This is a genomic window from Corynebacterium coyleae, assembly GCF_030408635.1.
GTDB lineage: Bacteria > Actinomycetota > Actinomycetes > Mycobacteriales > Mycobacteriaceae > Corynebacterium > Corynebacterium coyleae.
Map to the genome: position 1 here is coordinate 775380 of NZ_CP047198.1, position 17917 is coordinate 793296.

Annotated in this window: 14 protein-coding genes and 1 tRNA gene; 8 read left to right on the forward strand and 7 right to left on the reverse strand. The window is 60.6% G+C overall.

Annotated features, from left to right (window positions below):
- The first annotated feature begins 17 nt into the window (after nt 1–17).
- On the forward strand, nt 18–1463 hold the full coding sequence (locus CCOY_RS03825) for an NCS2 family permease (protein ID WP_092101855.1): 1446 nt from the start codon (nt 18–20) through the stop codon (nt 1461–1463).
- Nucleotides 1464–2264 carry a TrmH family RNA methyltransferase gene (locus CCOY_RS03830; RefSeq protein WP_092101858.1) on the forward strand — a complete coding sequence of 267 codons (801 nt, stop codon included), beginning with the start codon at nt 1464–1466 and terminating at the stop codon, nt 2262–2264.
- A 14-nt stretch (nt 2265–2278) separates the two neighbouring features.
- Here CCOY_RS03830 and CCOY_RS03835 read toward each other — a convergent pair whose 3' ends face one another.
- On the reverse strand, nt 2279–3118 hold the full coding sequence (locus CCOY_RS03835) for a DUF6928 family protein (RefSeq protein ID WP_070820464.1): 840 nt from the start codon (nt 3116–3118) through the stop codon (nt 2279–2281).
- Between the two features lie 3 nt (nt 3119–3121).
- Nucleotides 3122–4036 (reverse strand): septation protein SepH, encoded by a 915-nt coding sequence (gene sepH, locus CCOY_RS03840; protein WP_070570966.1) that lies wholly within the window; start codon nt 4034–4036, stop codon nt 3122–3124.
- A gap of 253 nt (nt 4037–4289) precedes the next feature.
- Between sepH and CCOY_RS03845 the strand changes: the two genes are divergently transcribed.
- The 5 genes from CCOY_RS03845 (at nt 4290) to CCOY_RS03865 (ending at nt 9115) form a co-directional block, all read left to right on the forward strand.
- Nucleotides 4290–5585, forward strand: coding sequence for a citrate synthase (locus tag CCOY_RS03845; protein WP_083291997.1), 1296 nt, complete (start codon nt 4290–4292; stop codon nt 5583–5585).
- Between the two features lie 110 nt (nt 5586–5695).
- Nucleotides 5696–6055: an FKBP-type peptidyl-prolyl cis-trans isomerase gene (locus CCOY_RS03850; RefSeq protein WP_070451706.1), complete on the forward strand. Its 360-nt coding sequence runs from the start codon at nt 5696–5698 to the stop codon at nt 6053–6055.
- A 10-nt stretch (nt 6056–6065) separates the two neighbouring features.
- Complete coding sequence (locus tag CCOY_RS03855; RefSeq protein ID WP_092101861.1) at nt 6066–6893, forward strand: aldo/keto reductase; 828 nt, start codon at nt 6066–6068, stop codon at nt 6891–6893.
- A 227-nt stretch (nt 6894–7120) separates the two neighbouring features.
- Nucleotides 7121–7459 (forward strand): DUF485 domain-containing protein, encoded by a 339-nt coding sequence (locus CCOY_RS03860; protein WP_070421457.1) that lies wholly within the window; start codon nt 7121–7123, stop codon nt 7457–7459.
- Between the two features lie 3 nt (nt 7460–7462).
- Nucleotides 7463–9115: a monocarboxylic acid transporter gene (locus CCOY_RS03865; protein ID WP_070421456.1), complete on the forward strand. Its 1653-nt coding sequence runs from the start codon at nt 7463–7465 to the stop codon at nt 9113–9115.
- Between the two features lie 126 nt (nt 9116–9241).
- Here the strand turns inward: CCOY_RS03865 and CCOY_RS03870 are convergent, their stop codons facing one another.
- From CCOY_RS03870 to trhA, 4 genes are all read right to left on the reverse strand, one after another.
- Nucleotides 9242–12964: a DUF4062 domain-containing protein gene (locus tag CCOY_RS03870; protein WP_092101864.1), complete on the reverse strand. Its 3723-nt coding sequence runs from the start codon at nt 12962–12964 to the stop codon at nt 9242–9244.
- A gap of 344 nt (nt 12965–13308) precedes the next feature.
- Entirely contained in the window at nt 13309–14832 is a 1524-nt protein-coding gene (locus tag CCOY_RS03875) for a hypothetical protein (protein WP_143028460.1), read from the reverse strand.
- 61 nt (nt 14833–14893) lie between these two features.
- Nucleotides 14894–15721: a DUF1906 domain-containing protein gene (locus tag CCOY_RS03880; protein ID WP_244268702.1), complete on the reverse strand. Its 828-nt coding sequence runs from the start codon at nt 15719–15721 to the stop codon at nt 14894–14896.
- Nucleotides 15722–15758: 37 nt separating this feature from the next.
- Nucleotides 15759–16460 (reverse strand): PAQR family membrane homeostasis protein TrhA, encoded by a 702-nt coding sequence (gene trhA, locus CCOY_RS03885; RefSeq protein ID WP_070614200.1) that lies wholly within the window; start codon nt 16458–16460, stop codon nt 15759–15761.
- Nucleotides 16461–16574: 114 nt separating this feature from the next.
- Here trhA and CCOY_RS03890 point away from each other — a divergent pair.
- A tRNA-Arg gene (locus CCOY_RS03890) sits at nt 16575–16647 on the forward strand.
- Nucleotides 16648–16673: 26 nt separating this feature from the next.
- On the opposite strand, the gene CCOY_RS03895 is transcribed toward CCOY_RS03890, so the two are convergent.
- Complete coding sequence (locus tag CCOY_RS03895; protein WP_092100540.1) at nt 16674–17903, reverse strand: IS481 family transposase; 1230 nt, start codon at nt 17901–17903, stop codon at nt 16674–16676.
- Nucleotides 17904–17917 lie beyond the last annotated feature (14 nt).

Below are 17917 nucleotides of genomic sequence, written 5' to 3' on the forward strand. Positions count from 1 at the left end.
CGACCACGGGAGCAAAAATGAATAAGGACCAGCCGCAGCCGCGCGGCGGGCTGGACGCCTTCTTCCACATCACAGAGCGCGGATCCACGGTGGGCACCGAAGTGCGTGCCGGGGTAGTGACCTTCTTCGCGATGGCATACATCGTGCTACTCAACCCGCTGATCATCGGCACCAGCCCCGACCGCGAAGGCACCGTGCTGGGCATCCCGCAGGTAGCGGCCGCCACCGCTTTGGCTGCTGGCGTGATGTGTATCTTGTTCGGCCTGGTTGCCAAGTACCCCTTCGGCATCGCCGCCGGCTTGGGTATTAACACGCTCGTCGCCGTGACCATGGTGGGCCAGCAGGGTCTGACCTGGGCGGAAGCGATGGGCCTGGTGGTTATCGACGGCATCATTATCGTGCTGCTGGCCATCTCCGGTTTCCGCACCGCCGTGTTTAACGCCATTCCGAATTCGATGAAGGTGGCCATGAGTGTCGGTATCGGCATGTTCATCGCCACCATCGGTCTCGTGGACGCCGGCTTTGTCCGCCGCATCCCGGACGCCGCCATGACCACCGTCCCGGTCCAGCTGGGCACCGGCGGTTCGATCGCGTCCTGGCCGACCTTCGTCTTCATCGTCGGCCTGTTCATCTGTGGCTTCATGGTTGTGCGCAACGTGCGCGGCGGCCTGTTCATCGGCATCATTTTGACCACCATCGTCGCCATGATTGTGGAGGCAATCACGGGTTCCGGTTCTTCCGCAGACAACCCGCAGGGTTGGAGCTTGGCCGTGCCGGAGCTGCCGGATTCCTTCGGCGGCATCCCGGACCTGTCCATCGTGGGCAACATCGACCTGTTCGGCGCGTTCATCAACATCGGCGTCATTTCCGCGTCGCTGCTCGTGTTTACCCTGGTGCTGGCCAACTTCTTCGACGCCATGGGCACCATGACCGCCCTTGGCCGTCAGGCTGGCCTCGCCGCTGATGACGGCGTCCTGCCCGACATGAAGCGTGCCCTGGTTGTCGAAGGCTTCGGCGCAGTCGTGGGTGGTGGCGCGTCGGCGTCGTCGAACACGGTGTTCGTGGACTCCTCGGCGGGTATCGCCGACGGCGCACGCACCGGCCTGGCCAACGTGGTCACCGGTGTGCTGTTCCTGCTCGCAATGTTCTTCACCCCGCTCTACGAGGTCGTGCCCATCGAGGCCGCCGCACCGGTCCTCGTTGTCGTCGGTGCGCTCATGATGATGCAGGTCGGCCAGATCCAGTGGAACGACTTCTCGGTCGCGCTGCCGGCATTCTTGACCATCGTCACCATGCCGCTGACCTATTCCATCGCCAACGGCATCGGCGTCGGCTTCATCTCGTTTGCACTGCTGTCCCTGTTCGCCGGTAAGGCGAAGGACATCCACTGGATCATGTGGCTCATCTCCGCCCTGTTCGTCGTGTACTTCGCGCAGGGCCCGATCATGGCAGCGATTGGCTAAATGCAATTGCGTATCGACGACCCCCTCGACCCCCGTCTCGACGACATCCGCGACCTGAAGCACTCCGACAAGGAGAAAAACCTTGTCTTCGCCGAAGGCCCGCTGGTGGCAGGCAGGTTGGTCGAGTCGCGCTTCCCGGTGCGCGCCGTGTTCGGCTTCGGCGGACGGCTCGAGTCATTCATGGCCGACTACGGCGAGGAGTTGTCGCGCCGCGGCATCCCGGTCTACGAGATCACCCGCCAGATCATGGGGGAGGTCGCCGGATACGACATGCACCGCGGCCTGTTGGTCTCCGCCGATAAGCCGGAGCCGCTCACCGTTGCCGAGGTGCTCGACGGGGCGCGCACCTTGGTGATCCTGGAAGGGGTCGGCGACCACGAAAACATCGGGTCCATCTTCCGCAACGCCGCCGGCATGGGGGTCGACGGCGTGCTTTTCGGAGCGGCGACCGCCGACCCGCTCTACCGGCGCAGTGTGCGCGTGTCCATGGGGCACGTGCTGCGCACCCCGTTCGCGCACCTGGAGGGCACCCCGACGACGTGGCAGCGCTCGCTCGCCGAACTTCACGACGACGGCTGGTGGCTCATTTCACTGACCCCCGCTGACGACGCCGTCGAACTTAAAGAAGCCATCCAGGGCCACGACAAAGTTGCCTTCCTTGTTGGTGGGGAAGGCCCGGGGCTGACCCCGCACGCCATGCGTGCTACCGACGTGCGCGCCAAGATTCCGATGGCGCCGGGCACCGATTCGCTGAACGTGGCCACCTCGGCCGCGATCGCGTTCTACGAGCGCATGCGCTAACCGGGCTAGCCCGGTTAGCGGTCGATGTGGCGGATGCGCTCCTTCAGCGCAGACGCCCACTGCACCGCACGGCGGCGCACACCCCGGCCGATGCGCTTCGCGGCGGCGACGGACGCGTCCGCCAACTCGGCAAACTCGTCGCCCTCTTGCTTCTCTTGCTCGGCCTCGTAGTCGTCGTAAGCCTTATCGCGCTCCGCGAACTTCGCGGCGACCTCGTTGACCGACTTGGTGGCCGGCTTCGGCTCCTCAATCTTCGGCTCAGGCCGGCCGTCAACGGCATAGCCCACCACGTTGATGTCCGGGCCGTTCTGGCCGATCTCCGCACCCAGCCAGGCTTCCTCGGCGGCAAGCGCAAGGTCCTTCGGCTCAAACGGCAGCGCGATCCCGCCTGCTTGTTCCGCCTTCTCGCCCGCCCAGTAGGGGGCCTCAAACGGCTCGGGTAGGCCGATGTCTTCGATAACACTGGTGCGGGTGGCGCAGAAACTGCGCGACACCTTCTCGCCATTGAAGTGGGCGAAGCCGCCAAAGTCGCTATCCGTACCCAGCGCGATAACGAACACGTCCGCTGCGGGAAGCGCGGTGTGCCATTGGGTAGGGGAGGACAACTCGGTGACGTCCACACGCATGCGCACCACCGAAATCCCCGGGAAGCCCGCAATATAAAACTCGTCGCGGCCAGGCACCGACGAGCGGTTCAACGGAAACGACCCAATCGGCGTGATTGGCCACGCCGGATTCACCTGAGCCAGCAGCTTTCGGCCAAACCCGCGGTCGGCCTTCGGCTCGCGGCGCAATACCTCCGCAGGTTCAGCAGTGTTGACAAACCACAACGTGACAACGGCGTTGAAACTCATGGCTTACCGCTTCGGACGCTTCGTGTTGGTCCGCACGCCGAGCAGCACGTCCTCCCAGTGGGGCGTCACCGACTTGCGACGACGCTTCTGCGGCTGCTCCTCCTCATCCGGGTGGCGCAGGAAATCGCCCTCGAGCACCTCGCCCTCCTCGGCGGGTGCATCCTGAAGGATCTCGACGGGCGCGGCCGGCGCATCCTCATCCTGCTCACCGTGCAAGGAACGCACCGCAGACAGCGAGCGCACCGGCTGGGCGAAATCTGGATCGGTCAGATCCGCAGCCATAGCGTTGCGCGCCTCAGTCTGGGCCGCGGCGCCCATGGAGCGCTTAAACGACCACAAGGCCTCGTTCTCCGTCAGGCCCGCCTGCCAGGTGACGCGCACAACCCAGGTGTCGCCCTGCTCGCGGGTGGCATCCCACTCCGCATCCGAAATCGAGTGACCACGGGCAGCAAAGGAGGTAGCCAGGATCTCCAACAACGTCTGCTTCGCCGGGCCATCCTCGCGCACCGGATGGGACTGCTTCGCAGCCTCCGCAACCTGGGCGCGCTCAAGCAGTACCGGGTGGGCATAGGACTCGAGGCGGCTTTCGGCCACACCCATCTCTTCTGCCAACTCCGCGGCGGTCGCGCCGGCGCGGATGCGTGCCTGGATCTCGTTCGGACGCATCGACAACGGGGTGGCGTAGAGCGGATCCGGCTCCGGCAGTGGGCGCGGCTCCGGGGCGGGTGCCACCGGTTGCGCAGGCTGCTCTTCCTCAGTCACCTCGGTATCGGTGGCTGGTTCTTCCGGGGCGGGGGAGTCGTCGATAAGCAACGGCGCAAGCTCCTCACGGGCAAGCTGATAGCGCACACCCTCCTCGTCGCGGAGCACAAAAAACGTCTCCGTCGACTCGTCTTCCAAGAAAACAAGCTCGCGCATAGGACTCCTTCCGCCTGGCAATACGAAAACTAAGCCTATCGGACGCACGTGCCCACATCAGGCAACCAGCCCCAAGACACCCGACGGCGCAAAGCGATACCATCCCAATACGACCAATGACGCCATAAAAATATGTGGTACATCCAGGACAATCGCAGCATTGTCGGACGCATCACAATATTTGCTAGAGTGCGTTACGTAAAAAGGTTGCCCGAAAAACGAGAGCAACACCCAACGTAGGAAAGGGAAACCAGTGGCTACTGAGAACAAGGACAAGGCCGTACTCCACTACCCGGGCGGCGAGTATGAAATGGACATCATGCGCGCCACCGAAGGCAATGACGGTGTCGTGCTGGGGAACCTCCTCGGTGAAACTGGCCTGGTCACCTTCGACCCGGGCTACGTCTCCACCGGCTCCACCGAGTCCAAGATCACCTACATCGACGGTGCAGAGGGCATCCTGCGCTACCGCGGCTACGACATCGCAGACCTGGCAGAAAACGCCACCTTCAACGAGGTGTCCTACCTGCTGATCAACGGCGAACTGCCGACCACCGACCAGCTGGACAACTTCAACTCCGACCTGCGCCACCACACGCTGCTCGACGAGGACTTCAAGGCCGCGTTCAACATCTTCCCGCGCAACGCGCACCCGATGGCCGTCCTTGCCTCCTCGGTCAACATTCTCTCCGCCTACTACCAGGACCAGCTCAACCCGCTCGACGAAGAGCAGCTGGACAAGGCAACCGTGCGCCTCATGGCTAAGGTGCCCATGCTCGCCGCATACGCCTACCGTGCATCCCGCGGTAAGCCGTACATGTACCCGGACAACTCCCTGAACCCGCGCGAGAACTTCATGCGCATGATGTTCGGCTACCCGACCGAGGACTACCACGTCGATCCGGTCCTGACGAAGGCCCTGGACAAGCTCCTCATCCTGCACGCCGACCACGAGCAGAACTGCTCCACCTCCACGGTGCGCATGATCGCCTCGGCACAGGCGAACATGTTCGTCTCCATCGCAGGCGGCATCAACGCCCTGGCCGGCCCGCTGCACGGCGGCGCAAACCAGGCCGTGCTCGAGATGCTCGAGGACATCAAGAACAACCACGGTGGCGACGCAACCGACTTCATGAACCGCGTGAAGAACAAGGAAAAGGGCGTCCGCCTCATGGGCTTCGGCCACCGCGTGTACAAGAACTACGACCCGCGCGCGGCCATCGTCAAGGACACCGCACACGAGGTGCTCGAGCACCTGGGTGGCGACGAACTGCTCGACCTGGCGATGAAGCTCGAGGAGATCGCGCTGAACGACGAGTACTTCATCCAGCGCAAGCTCTACCCGAACGTCGACTTCTACACCGGCCTGATCTACCGCGCCATGGGCTTCCCGACGGACTTCTTCACCGTCCTGTTCGCCATCGGCCGCCTGCCGGGCTGGATCGCACAGTACCGCGAGCAGCTTGAAATGAACACCAAGATCAACCGCCCGCGTCAGATCTACACCGGTTACCAGAAGCGCGACTTCGTCCCGCGCGACCAGCGCTAACCAAACGTTTCAACCGCCGAGGAACACGTCCCCTATAATTCGCGGGGGAAGTTCCCGGCGGTTTTTTAATGCCGACCGCACAAACCTCAAGGAGATTCTCACTCATGGAAATGGAAAAGCCATTCATTGAAGCCCCCGAGGGGCCGGCACCAGCTGATCTGGTTATCCAGGACATCACCGTCGGCGAGGGCGAAGAAGCGGTGGCTGGCGGCTTCGTCAAAGTCCACTACTTGGGTGTCGATTACGAAACCGGCGAAGAGTTCGACTCTTCCTGGGACCGCGGAGAAGCAGCCGAGTTCCCGCTCGCGGGCCTCATCGCAGGCTGGCAGGAAGGCATCCCGGGCATGAAGGTTGGCGGCCGCCGTCAGCTCACCATCCCGCCGGAGAAGGCATACGGCCCGGCAGGTGGCGGCCATCCGCTGTCTGGCCGCACCCTGATCTTCATTATCGACCTGCTCGACGCCCGTTAGGGGAAAGCGCATGCGAATCCCGGTAACTACGCTCAACGACGGCTACGATCTCCCGCTGCTTGGCCTGGGCACCTACAAGCTCCAGGGCGAGGACGTGGAGCGGACCGTGCGCACCGCTATCGAATTGGGCTACCGCCACATCGACACCGCGTCGCTCTACGGCAACGAGGTGGAGGTAGGTAAGGCCGTCAACGATGCGATCAAGGCGGGGGATGTCACGCGCGAGGAACTGTTCATCACCACCAAGCTGTGGAACGACGACCAGGAGCGTGCCCTTGAGGCGTACAACGAGTCTCTCGAGCGCCTCGGCCTGGAGTTCATCGACCTCTACCTCGTGCACTGGCCCTGGTCGCAGAACGGCACGTATGTGAAGGCCTTCGAGCAGCTCGCCGAACTGCAGGGCATGGGTCGGCTCCAGTCGGTTGGTGTCGCCAACTTCTACCCGGAGGTTCTCGACGACATCATTAACGCCACCGGTATCACGCCCGTGCTCAACCAGGTGGAGTTGCACGCCGGCTTCACGCAGCCAGAGCTGCGTGCCTACCACGAGGAGCACAACATTCTCACCGAGGCGTGGGCGCCGATTGCTCGCGGCTCCAACTTCGACGACCCCGCGATCCAGGCGGTCGCGCAGGCCCACGAGGCGACGCCCGCACAGGTATGCCTGGCGTATCTGATGAAGCTTGGTTGCTCCGTGGTGCCGAAGACGAAGAACCCGCAGCGCCTTGTCGAAAATCTTGGCGCGGTAAATGTGAAGCTCACCGACGAAGATGTTGCCACCCTCGATGCGGTGCAAGGGGAGCGTATGTCAGGGGATCCCCTGACGTTCCCGGGATAAAGGTTTTCCTGGGAGTGGATTTGAGCCCGTTCGGCCGTGGAAGCGGCCGGGCGGGCTTTTCTCGTCGCAACGAAAAGCGTGACTTTTCGGGGGTAGGGGTAGGGGTGAGAGGATTTAAACAAGTCTCCGTGAGTGTGTGATACGTTACACTCCACATTGTTGAGTCGAGAATCGCGAATTGTCGGCAAGGCAAGACCCAATCCCGTGAACAAGAAAGGATCGAGGCAATGACAGGTTCCCCCGCTGTCCCGCAGCGCCGCGAGCCCACGCCAGACGAGTTTGTGGCAATGCAACAGAGCCCCGAATTCCAAGATCTGCGTGGAACATTCCGTGGCTTCACCTTCCCGGTGATGATTGCGGCGTTCCTCTGGTACGTCTTCTATGTCGTCTTTGCTACCTTCGCGCCCGATGTCATGGCGCGGCCCTTCCTAGGCCTCAACCTTGGACTGTGGCTCGGACTTGCACAGTTCTTGACCACATTCCTGATCACCTGGGTCTACGTGAAGTGGGCAAACAAGAACATCGAACCCCGTGCAGCGCACATTCGCCAGGAAATGGAGGGCTAAGCCATGCAGACGTACATCAACGCCACAGCGGCTGAAAGCACCGCCACCGGCAACCCTCTGCTGAACATCGCCATCTTCGGCGCGTTCATCGTGGTCACCCTCTTCATTGTGACCCGCGCTGGCAAAACCACCAGCGAATCCGCCGACTTCTACACCGGCGGCGCATCCTTCAGCGGCACCCAGAACGGCCTCGCCATCGCCGGCGACTACCTGTCCGCCGCGTCCTTCCTGGGCATCGTCGGCTCCATCGCGCTGAGCGGTTACGACGGCTTCCTTTACTCCATCGGCTTCTTCGTCGCATGGCTGGTCGCCCTGCTGCTGGTCGCCGAGCCGCTGCGAAACGTCGGCCGCTTCACCATGGCGGACGTGCTGTCGTTCCGCCTCCGCCAGAAGCCGGTGCGTGTGGCCGCCGCTTTCGGTACCCTGTTCGTGTCGCTGTTCTACCTCATCGCACAGATGGCCGGCGCCGGCTCGCTGGTGTCCGTGCTGCTGGACCTGCACTCCTTCGCCGCACAGGCAATCTGTGTTGCCATCGTCGGCGTGATCATGATCGCCTACGTCCTTATCGGCGGCATGAAGGGCACCACCTACGTGCAGATGATCAAGGCCGTGTTGCTCATCGCCGGCGTGCTGATCATGTCGATCCTCGCCTTCATCATGGCCAAGGGTGGCATGAATGCGGTGCTCAACCAGGCGATCGACACCCACGCCGCGTCCCAGTACATCGCGGAGAAGGGCTACCAGGCCGAGGATCTCCTCAAGCCGGGCCTGAAGTACGGTGCGACCACCACCTCGAAGCTCGACTTCCTGTCGCTGGGCCTTTCCCTGGTGCTTGGTACCGCGGGTCTGCCGCACGTGCTCATGCGCTTCTACACGGTGCCGACGGCCAAGGAAGCCCGCAAGTCCGTGACCTGGGCAATCGTTCTCATCGGTTCGTTCTACCTGCTGACCCTGGTGCTCGGCTACGCTGCTGCAGCATTCGTCGGCCCGGACCGCATCCTTGCCGCACCTGGTGGCGCGAACGCCGCGGCACCGCTGCTCGCATTCGAGCTCGGTGGCTCCATCTTCATGGCGCTGATCTCCGCGGTCGCCTTCGCAACGGTGCTTGCCGTGGTGGCAGGCCTGGCGATTACCGCCTCCGCATCCATCGCGCACGACGTGTACAACGCAGTGCTTCGCGACGGCCAGGCCACCGAGGATGAGCAGGTCCGCGTCTCCCGCATCACCGTGGTGGTGCTCGGCATCGTCTCCATCGTCCTGGGCATCCTGGCGATGCAGCAGAACGTGGCCTTCCTGGTGTCCCTCGCGTTCGCGATCGCGGCATCCGCAAACCTGCCGACCATCCTGTACTCCCTGTACTGGAAGCGCTTCAACACCACCGGCGCGGTTGCGTCGATCTACACCGGCCTGATCTCCGCGCTGGTGCTGATCGCCCTGTCGCCGGCGGTCTCCGGCAGCCCGACCGCGATGTTCCCGGACGCCGACTGGTCCATCTTCCCGCTGACCAGCCCGGGCCTCGTGTCCATCCCGCTCGGCTTCCTGGGTGGTCTTATCGGCACCTTCCTGGGCAAGCCGGACAACTTCGATGAACTCCAGGCCGAGATGGAGGTTCGTTCCCTCACCGGTGTTGGTGTGGAGGCTCCGGTCGACCACTAATCCTGGTTGAATAACAAGAAACGGGCTCAGTGTGATGCTGAGCCCGTTTTTGCGTTTGCTTTGTTTTAGCCAGCCGCGCAACTCAAGCTTGCGCGCACTGAGGAACACCGGGAAGTACCGCGATGACTACATCTGCTCTGCGATTTCCTTCATCGCTTCCCACATGCTGCGCTGCTCGGGTGTACCGCTGTCAGTTTGCAGCAGGGTGACACAAGAATCGTGCACGGCGGAAGCAAACTCCTGGCGGAGAGAATCAGGAACCCCACGAAGGATCAGTGGTGCTGCAAGCACAACCGTATGGGCAAAGCGCGGTACCGTCGCATCGGGACTGTCATACTCTGACACGAGCGCGGTGCAGTACTGGGTCAACACCTGCGACGTTTGAGAAAGCGCCTGCCCATCCTCCGGAAGTTCGGCCAAACCTATGTCCCGTTTGCGCACGGTATCAAGGGCTGCCCGGGCTTTTTCATGACGGCCAACACGTGCGTAGTGCTCGTAGAGCTTCCTCAACGAGTAGCTGTAGTTGAGCTGGCATTGAACATCGGGGTGTGTTTGTGCGATCCACTTTGCAATATCGGTAAGTGCCTCCATGAAGCGGAGCCTTGCTTCTAGGTTTTCGGCTTGGGAGAGACCGATCAGCAGTGCGTGATGCGCAGCATTTGCAATGGCGAACGCCTCAGGCAGGTTAACGCTTGATGCTTCCGCAAGTACTCGAGAAGTATGGACGCGAACAAACCTTGCTGCCCCGACGCGAACCTCCCTTGAATGGGCGCTCTCACAGAGCTCAAGAAGAAGAGCAAATACCTTAGCCAACTCGTTCCAGCCGGCCGGCGGGGCGGAGTTGAGGAAGGGGACAAGCGCCACCACCGAAGCGCGAAGCCGTAGGAAAGCGTCCATTTCTTTCTGCATCTCGATGTAAATATTCGCTAGTTCGATGCTGGTCCGAAGTATGTCGGTTGAGTATTTGCCGCCGAAGGGAACCTTCTGCGTTGCTACGACGAATTGGTTGACAGCATCCTCGAGCAGCTCCACCGGTGGGGCCATATTCGGAAAAAGCTTCCGGACAAACTGTGCTCTTATCGCCGTGGCTTCCGCTGCCAATGCGAAGGAAGCAGCTGGCCCGTCGCCGCCGTCAACCAGGATGGCAGCGATCTCCATGGCTTCATCCAAGGTGGGGATCACAAGCCCATTGTTTGTAGACCCATGGATATTTGCGATCTGAATGAGCACGCGTATCGCTTCTTCGATGGCTCTAGGATCCCTGGTTTGGAGCGCAGGAACAAGCATGTCTTGGCAGCTAAATAGCAGTTCGAGGGCTGATTTGGTGTCTCCCGCCTTTGCATCCAGAAGTGCCATCTCACGTTGGGCTCGGGAATAGAAAACAGCAGGTAAAACCCGATTTGGCTCGGCGTCGTACAGGGGGTCGATATTCTTAAACGCCAGGTACAGCAGTAGGCGAGCTTCCTCCACATCTTCGGTGTGTGAAGCGGCAATCGTGAGAGCTTGGCAGCGCAATAAAACCGTTTTCGCCGTGACAGGGAAATCGTTCAATACCTCAAAACAAATTGAGGCCACACTTGTTTGTACTTGTGGGTCAGGGGAAAGATCAGCAGCCGCTAAGAGCGTTCGCAGCGCTTCGAATGATGCACCGGCCGTACGCAGATGCTGAAGGTGTTCGATTGCGTAGGGCAAGTGAAGCAAGTTGGTCACAATTGCTGCGTCGTACACTGTGGTTTGCGGAAGGCAGTCGAGCGCCAACGGAATGCTCTCTAGATTTTGAGGACCCTTGGGAGCAGGCGATGAAAAGAGGTGGAACAGGAACGCCTCCGCGAGTTTGCGCTGGTTCTTCCACTGATGCTCAATGTCGTAATAATCCTCGCTTTCGAGCGCCGCATACTTTGGGGTGGTCTCGACACTGTTGCGCAGATCGGATTCATAAATGCGCATGAGTAGGGAATGCGTGAGCGGTGAACCAAAACTCTCCGCGGCCTCGCCAAATACTCGGTGCGTAAAGCGCATCCGTTTCTCCGGCCCATTTGGTGCTAATTGATTCGACAAAGAACGGAAAAGTCGGGCAACCGAAATCTCAGTATTTGTTGTGAAGCCAGCGTCGCGCAGCGCGTTGACGGTTTGTTCTTGCGAAAGCCCGATCCTAGAAGCACCCAAGAGACCTACTGCAGCGCGGGCGAGGGCACGATCGGTAGATGCGATGGAGGTTTCCAAAAAGTGGTGGGCAGCGCTTGACAGGTCATCGGGGATGAGCCACGCGCGGTCTGCAAGCATGTTTTGGATTGCGCTGGCTTGATCAGGTTCATCCTCGATGGACTTGAAATCATCACCATCGATATCGAGAAGTAGATCCAGCGCAAGCTCTATCCAAAGAGGTAAGCGTTGTTTGGACGCGATGATCTGGCGAGCGCCGCCTCCGATCTCGCGCCTAATTCTGCGCTCCCAGTCCTCTACGAATTCTCGCGCAATGTTGGCTGGCACTGGCCCAACCAAGACTTCTTTGAAATCGGAGTTCTTCAACAGAGTGACGTCCGAGCGCGAGGAAGAAGATACAGCCAACGCGGTGCGAGACGAGAGCCATTCCACTGGCCAGAATCCGCCGGCTCCATCCACAAGCTGCTCTAAACCGTCGACGATGAAAAGCAGATCAGGATACTCAGCTACAACCTTTTCCATTTCTTGTCTCCAGCGCGCACGCCAAGTTTCGGGAGAGCCCCGCCAATCGTCGAAAAGCGACAGGCCCAAGGTTGCGTTTATGCATCGCGTAATTTCGAATGCGAGCTCGTCCCCCGTCCAAATGCGGTCGTCCAGCCCCATAATGACGGTGATAGGCAACTTGCCGGATATAGATTCTCCGGAGGCCGCCAAATACTTCTCGAGTGCCAACAGAAGTGAAGACTTACCCGCGCCCGACTCGCCATAAACTACGACAGGCGAATCGATGCGGAGGAAAAAATCGATCGATTTGAGCAGTTCCTCTGACCCAAAATTACGAGTGCGGGAACCTCGAAACAGGACCTCCTCCGCGGTACCGTCGCGCGGGATGCTGCGGGCTCGCTCCAGAAGCTGCGGTTCAAGCAGACTGACCGCAAGATCCTCGAAGTGCTGCATTGAAGCAGTGGGCCACTGACCATTCTGGTCGAAGGCAACGGAGTAGCGTTTCACCGTCTCCGCATTGCCCCATCGTTGAGATACCTCGTCTTTGAAGTCAGAAATTCGGGTTGGGTCTGAGTCGGCCCAGCCGTGCGGTGGGGTGCCTTCGACCTGCCGGAAAAGGATGAACGGTGTGGTTGTATCATCTGCGTCCCAAAGACCAGCTTTGGCGAATTCCAACTCGGTGATAGAACACTCGCGAGACCTCTCGGGGTCGAGTCCAACGCGCTGTGCCGTCCATTCGAGGAGAGACTTGTCGTCTGAAATCCAACCGTAGCGGTCTCCGATGAGCCCGAGGAAGAGCGGGGCCGCGCGATCGACTTCGTCAAGGCATACGTCTAATACCTTGCGCCCAGCCGCCTCTTCATCCATGTCGTTGGTGTCGACTCCCCAGCGCAGGTCAATAAAGTGCATCTTTGCGCCGAATCGGCGCAAAGATTCGTTGAGCCGGTCACTTACGGGACCATTGAGAATGTCACGTTCCGTATGGAAATCGCGAAAGGTCGATGACACAAAAACAGGAATGTTGAGCATGAGGCCCCTTAGCGCAGTCAGTGTTTGAACACTCATTATGCGCCAACCGGAGCATATTAGGAGGCCGACGACCGCTTGGTTTTCGCTCAACCCGCTAATATCGCCTGCATGAAAAAATGGTCCCAAGAGCGCCTTGACCAGCATCTCGCGCATGCTGCATGGTATAAACCGATCCGCAAGGTTAGGGCCCGACGCTTGGACAAAGACGCGCAGTGGCGGACTTCCACTGGCAGCGTCCTTCACGCAAAGGCGGGGGACTGGGAGGTCACTGACGGGACACGAACATGGACAGTTGCGTCTGAGGTTTTCGACAAGTCATACAGCCAAGTCGCGCCGGGTGAATACAGGAAAACGGGAAGGGTCCAAGCCCGCCGACTCGAAGAGGACGCTATGATCCCCACGCTGGAGGGAGAGGCTCACGCACACGCAGGTGATTGGGTGGTCCGTGGCGTAACAGGAGAGTGTTGGCCAGTGCCAGATGCGGAGTTTTCCGAGGCCTACGAGATCCTAGAAATGCCGTAACCGAACATCCCCGCCAGGGCGGGGTACACAACTTTCACGATCTTGTGGTTGTAATCCTGGGTGTGCGAGTCGAGCTCTGCAAACGGTTTGTATGAGGGTTTCCGAGCAGGAGGTTCCTTGCTGTAGTCATAGGATGCTCGACGCTCGGTTCCGTTGCTATCAATCCATGTGCGCTTGAGCATCCAATCATTGTGCTCGGCTTCCGCCATCGAGGTGATCTCCTGTTCCGCGGGATGCTCTTCCCACCCGTAGCCGTCCTTCACAAGCTGAAAACCGTGTAGGCGTAGGTTTTTAACCATGTACCGAGCGGCTGCTTCAGAAGTTTGTCGTGCCTTCAGGATGTCGTCGTGAGAAAGCTTCTGCGATGGGGATGGCGGGCCATAAAGCGACGTGTAGGCGATGTCGAATGCCCAGCCCCAGACGGAGAAGGCGGAATCGCGGATGGCGTCGATGCTCAACCCAACCTTTTGTGGGTCAATAACTTCCAGAACTGTTCCGGCTTCGGCATCGTTCCAGACAAGACCCTGCAGTATGTGGTCAGTCACCGCAATAATCGCTCGACGTTTCCTGAGGGAGGGGATCTGAGCAGCGACGTGGACTGGATCGCCGACGAGGACAACCATATCTGCCAGGCCCTCTACCTGAGGGCTCACAATCTGTTGAACTTCCAGCTCGTTAGCGAACCGGTTGTAATTGTGGATCCACGCGTCCAACTCACGCTTTTCATCTCCCGGGCCGCATTGCTTGACCTCAACAGTGTGAGCTTCGAGTGTGGTCAGCAGGTGGAGTATTTTGTCTGTGATTGCGCGAACTGTGAGGTCGGCTGGATGAAATGCTTCAACGGGTCGTCGCTGAGCGATGTGGGTAAAGCGTGCTGAGGTTGCTAACTCGGGGGACCGAAGAAGCTGGAATATTGATACCGCCTCACCGCATTGTGCGTGACGGAGGTCCTGCGCCTCAGAACTCAGGCGAGCTGTTTCGATGTCATTTTCGGCAGCGATGATCACGTGGGAAGCATGTTTGACAGTTTGAGCAACGAGCCGATCATCGCTCAGATGCTGTTTGTACCCTAAGCCAAGCGTGCCTTTGGCTGTTGGGTTTCCCTTCTCCAAGATATGAACGGGGAGCTCCCTTTCTTGGTCAAGGACTGAGCGGACGATGCTGTTCGCTTCCTCGGAGGAGCCGATCACCACTGGACCTCCTCGGCGACGCTTGCTCGTTGCTCTCGCCCACCCGATACGCGATATTCCTAGTAGGGCAGAAATGACTGCACCGAAGGTGACGAGGAGTGAGAGGATTAAACCTATCGTCATCCAGGTCGTTGGTGCTGCCGGCTGGCCGGGCGCTGGGGCATACGATGCAGCAAAAGGCGCGATGCTCGCGTAGATGAGCGAGACGACGGACGCGTTATGAGACTCCGAAAGCGTGACGCCGCAGTTGTAGAGGCCAATCGCAGTGGCAGACAATGCGATGACCAGACGATTTGAATCGAGCCGCATAGTGTCAGGATAAAAGTTTCGCTTCCGGAAGAAGCATTGAGCCTAAGTGCTTATCGACGACCTACCGGACCAACAGTCCATTCGACGACAGCAGGCTGCTCATCTGGAACAGGGAGTCGCTCTGGCCGGGGGTCCACTGGCCCCAGTCGGCGGTGTAGACGTCGTTGATGTCCACCTGGATGCCCTGGATGTACGCCTGGCGGCCGGCGACCTGGTGGATGTTGGCGCGCGGGTGGATGTTGCCGCGCGAGCCCCAGTCGTGCTGCCAGAAGTAGCTACCGATGCCGTCCTCCAGGCACCAGGCGATGGTGTAGTAGTTGCCGTACACGCCCAACTGGTAGCCGGCGGCGCTGAGTGCAGCGCCCATGGCGGAAAGGTATGGGTTGATGAATTTGTTGAACTGGGCGAGCGTCGGGTTGTCGTCGATAGCCACATAGATCGGGCGCCCGGTCGGGCCGCCTGCGGCGCGGTGCAGGGCGATGGCCTGGGGTGCGTGCTTGGCAGCGCCGAGCGGACCCTGGAGCCAGTCGGCGGTGTCGGCGCGGCCGAACTGGTAGACCGACGCCACCGACAGGCCGTTGGCCTTGTAGTCCTGGGTTTCGTCGAGGGTGACGGGCTTGCCGCGCATCCAGAGTGCGTCGGGGCGGGGCTGGGATACGTAGCGCACGGCGCCGATGTGGCCGGCGGCTTTCACGGCGCGGGCGGATGGGACGGCGGCGGAGTAGTCGATCACGGTGCCGAGCACGCGGCGCTGCTGAGCCTGTGCGGCAGGGGAGAGGGCGGTGGCTGCGGCGCCGGCGGCGGCGGTGGCTGCGGCGCCGGCGGCGGCGGTGGTTGCCGCGAGTGCGCCCGCAGACTTCAGGAACGAGCGGCGATCAAAAGTAGTCACTTGCGTAACATTAGTCTCGTTTTGCCTCTTGTGCACCTTAGTTTGCCTGCGTGGCCACGATCCAGATGGCGACGAGGTGACACACGGCCGCCACGATCGTCGCAGTGTGGAAGTGTTCGTGGTAGCCGTAGTAGCGCGCCTCGCGCCCCGGCCAGCGGGCCCCGTACACGATGGCGCCAACCGTGTAGAGCACGCCTCCCGCGAATAGGAGCCACACCACCGCCGGCCCTGCGCTGGCCCACAGGGTGGGGATCAGCGGCACGATCACCCAGCCGAGCCCCACGTACACCACAACGTCCAGCCATCGCGGGTGATTGATCCACACCAGGTTGAGCGCGGCACCACCCAGGCCGCCGATCCAGGACACGACGAGGATGGTCGCGGCGGTTCGCGGCTCGAACACGATCAGGCACAGTGGGGTGTAGGTCGCGGCGATGAAGATGGAGATGGTCGCGTGGTCGGCGCGGCGCCACCACTGCACCGTGGACGGGGAGCGCCACGGGTAGAGGTGGTACATCGCGGAGACCCCAAACAGCAGTACGACCCCGACGCCGTAGACGGTAACCCCGGCGGCGTGGAGCGCCGGCAGGGTCATCCACCCGTAGGTGATCAGCACGGTGGAGGCCAGCGCGAAGGCTGCGGCCGCCACGAAGTGGGCCCAGCCGCGAATCAGGGGGCGCGGGCCGCGGTCCGCCATGATGTAGGAGCGCTGGACCTGGCCTTCTTGAAGGATCGTCATAGTGACCTCACTGGGGGTGGAGGAACAGTGACGCTATGTTACTACTTGGTAACTTATGTGGGTAGCCCAGCCGATTCCGCGAACGAAAACCGCTGCGGTAACCTAAGCCCCATTGCCCTAGTAGCTCAGTGGATAGAGCACGGCTCTCCTAAAGCCGGTGTCGGAGGTTCGATTCCTCTCTGGGGCGCAATGTGTTGTCTCGAGACATCGTTCCTACGGTGTCTCGAGATTTTTGTTTTTGGAGTTGCCCCGTTTGGGGTTTAGTTCGTTGTCTGATTGGTTGTAGTAGATCTTTTCGTCGGTGAGTGTGTAGGCAGCGATTTGTGCCCCGGTGGCGTTTATTTTGATGTCGACGTGGTTGTCGACGCAGACCATGGTGATGGGTTCGCCGCCCCAGCGTCGGCCGATGTAGAGGCGGCGTAATTTCCCGCCCCATCGCAGAGTGGTCTTGCCGTTGATGCTGACTTTGTCGGTGCGTAGCCGGTAGTGGTGGTCGGAGTTTGCTGCTGCCGGTTTGGCTTTGGGCAGTGCGCTGTAGGCCTCGGCTGGGGTGATGCGGGCGAGTGCTCTGTGTGGGCGTTTGTAGTTGTAGTAGTCGATGATCTCGTTGATATCTTCGTTGAGCTCCTCGATGGTTTGTGCTGGTGGCTTGTTGTTTAGCGCGAGTTTGAGTGTGTGGTGGAAGCGTTCGACTTTGCCTTGGGTTTGCGGGTGGTAGGGCTTGCCGTTTTTCTGGGTAATGCCCAAGTCGATGAGCAGTTGCTCGAAGCCGTTTCGTGACGGGTTTTTCCGGTCGGTGTTGGTGGTAAATGCTCGGCCGTTATCGGTGAGCGTTGATTGTGGGCAGCCATGTACCTGAACTGCTGCGATAAAGCTTGTGATGACGTTTGTGACGGTGGCTGTGTGGTAGGCGCGGCAGGAGATGATGAATCGGGAGTGGTCATCGAGGATGGTCAGGATGGCTACGCGTTTGTGTCCGGCGATGGTCCAGTCGCTGTAGTCCATTTGCCATGTTTCGTTGGGCTGGTCTGCCTGGAAGCGACGCCAAGAGCTGCGTGGGCGTTTTTGGGGCTGTGGTGTGATGCGTCCGTTGTTGGCAAGCACTCGGTGGATGGTTGATACTGCTGGTGGAGGGTCTATTCCGTCTTGTTGTAGGTGCCAACGGATGGTGTGAGCGCCGGCGTCGGTGCCGCGGTGGGTGAGTTCGTCGCGCAGTTGAAGAATGCGGTCGACAACTGTTTTGTCGAGCGCCCTTGGGTTTGTTCTTGGCCGTTTTGATCGAGGTGTAAGCGCGTCCATGCCGCCTTCTCGGTAGCGCTTTTGCAGTGTTCTGATCCACCGGGTCGAAACGCCGAAGTGCTCAGCCGCCTCGGCTTGGCTCATGCCTGTGGCGAGCATGGTCTGGATGATGATTTTCGGTGTGGGCTTGCCTGGTTTCTCCATCCGATAAGCATGGG

Excerpts from the sequence above, each read along its gene's own strand:
- CCOY_RS03825 (WP_092101855.1), top strand. The coding sequence starts at position 18 with ATGAATAAGGACCAGCCGCAGCCGCGCGGCGGGCTGGACGCCTTCTTC.
- CCOY_RS03830 (WP_092101858.1), top strand. The coding sequence starts at position 1,464 with ATGCAATTGCGTATCGACGACCCCCTCGACCCCCGTCTCGACGACATC.
- CCOY_RS03835 (WP_070820464.1), bottom strand. The coding sequence starts at position 3,118 with ATGAGTTTCAACGCCGTTGTCACGTTGTGGTTTGTCAACACTGCTGAA.
- sepH (WP_070570966.1), bottom strand. The coding sequence starts at position 4,036 with ATGCGCGAGCTTGTTTTCTTGGAAGACGAGTCGACGGAGACGTTTTTT.
- CCOY_RS03850 (WP_070451706.1), top strand. The coding sequence starts at position 5,696 with ATGGAAAAGCCATTCATTGAAGCCCCCGAGGGGCCGGCACCAGCTGAT.
- CCOY_RS03855 (WP_092101861.1), top strand. The coding sequence starts at position 6,066 with ATGCGAATCCCGGTAACTACGCTCAACGACGGCTACGATCTCCCGCTG.
- CCOY_RS03860 (WP_070421457.1), top strand. The coding sequence starts at position 7,121 with ATGACAGGTTCCCCCGCTGTCCCGCAGCGCCGCGAGCCCACGCCAGAC.
- CCOY_RS03865 (WP_070421456.1), top strand. The coding sequence starts at position 7,463 with ATGCAGACGTACATCAACGCCACAGCGGCTGAAAGCACCGCCACCGGC.
- CCOY_RS03870 (WP_092101864.1), bottom strand. The coding sequence starts at position 12,964 with ATGCGCGAGATGCTGGTCAAGGCGCTCTTGGGACCATTTTTTCATGCA.
- CCOY_RS03875 (WP_143028460.1), bottom strand. The coding sequence starts at position 14,832 with ATGCGGCTCGATTCAAATCGTCTGGTCATCGCATTGTCTGCCACTGCG.
- trhA (WP_070614200.1), bottom strand. The coding sequence starts at position 16,460 with ATGACGATCCTTCAAGAAGGCCAGGTCCAGCGCTCCTACATCATGGCG.
- CCOY_RS03895 (WP_092100540.1), bottom strand. The coding sequence starts at position 17,903 with ATGGAGAAACCAGGCAAGCCCACACCGAAAATCATCATCCAGACCATG.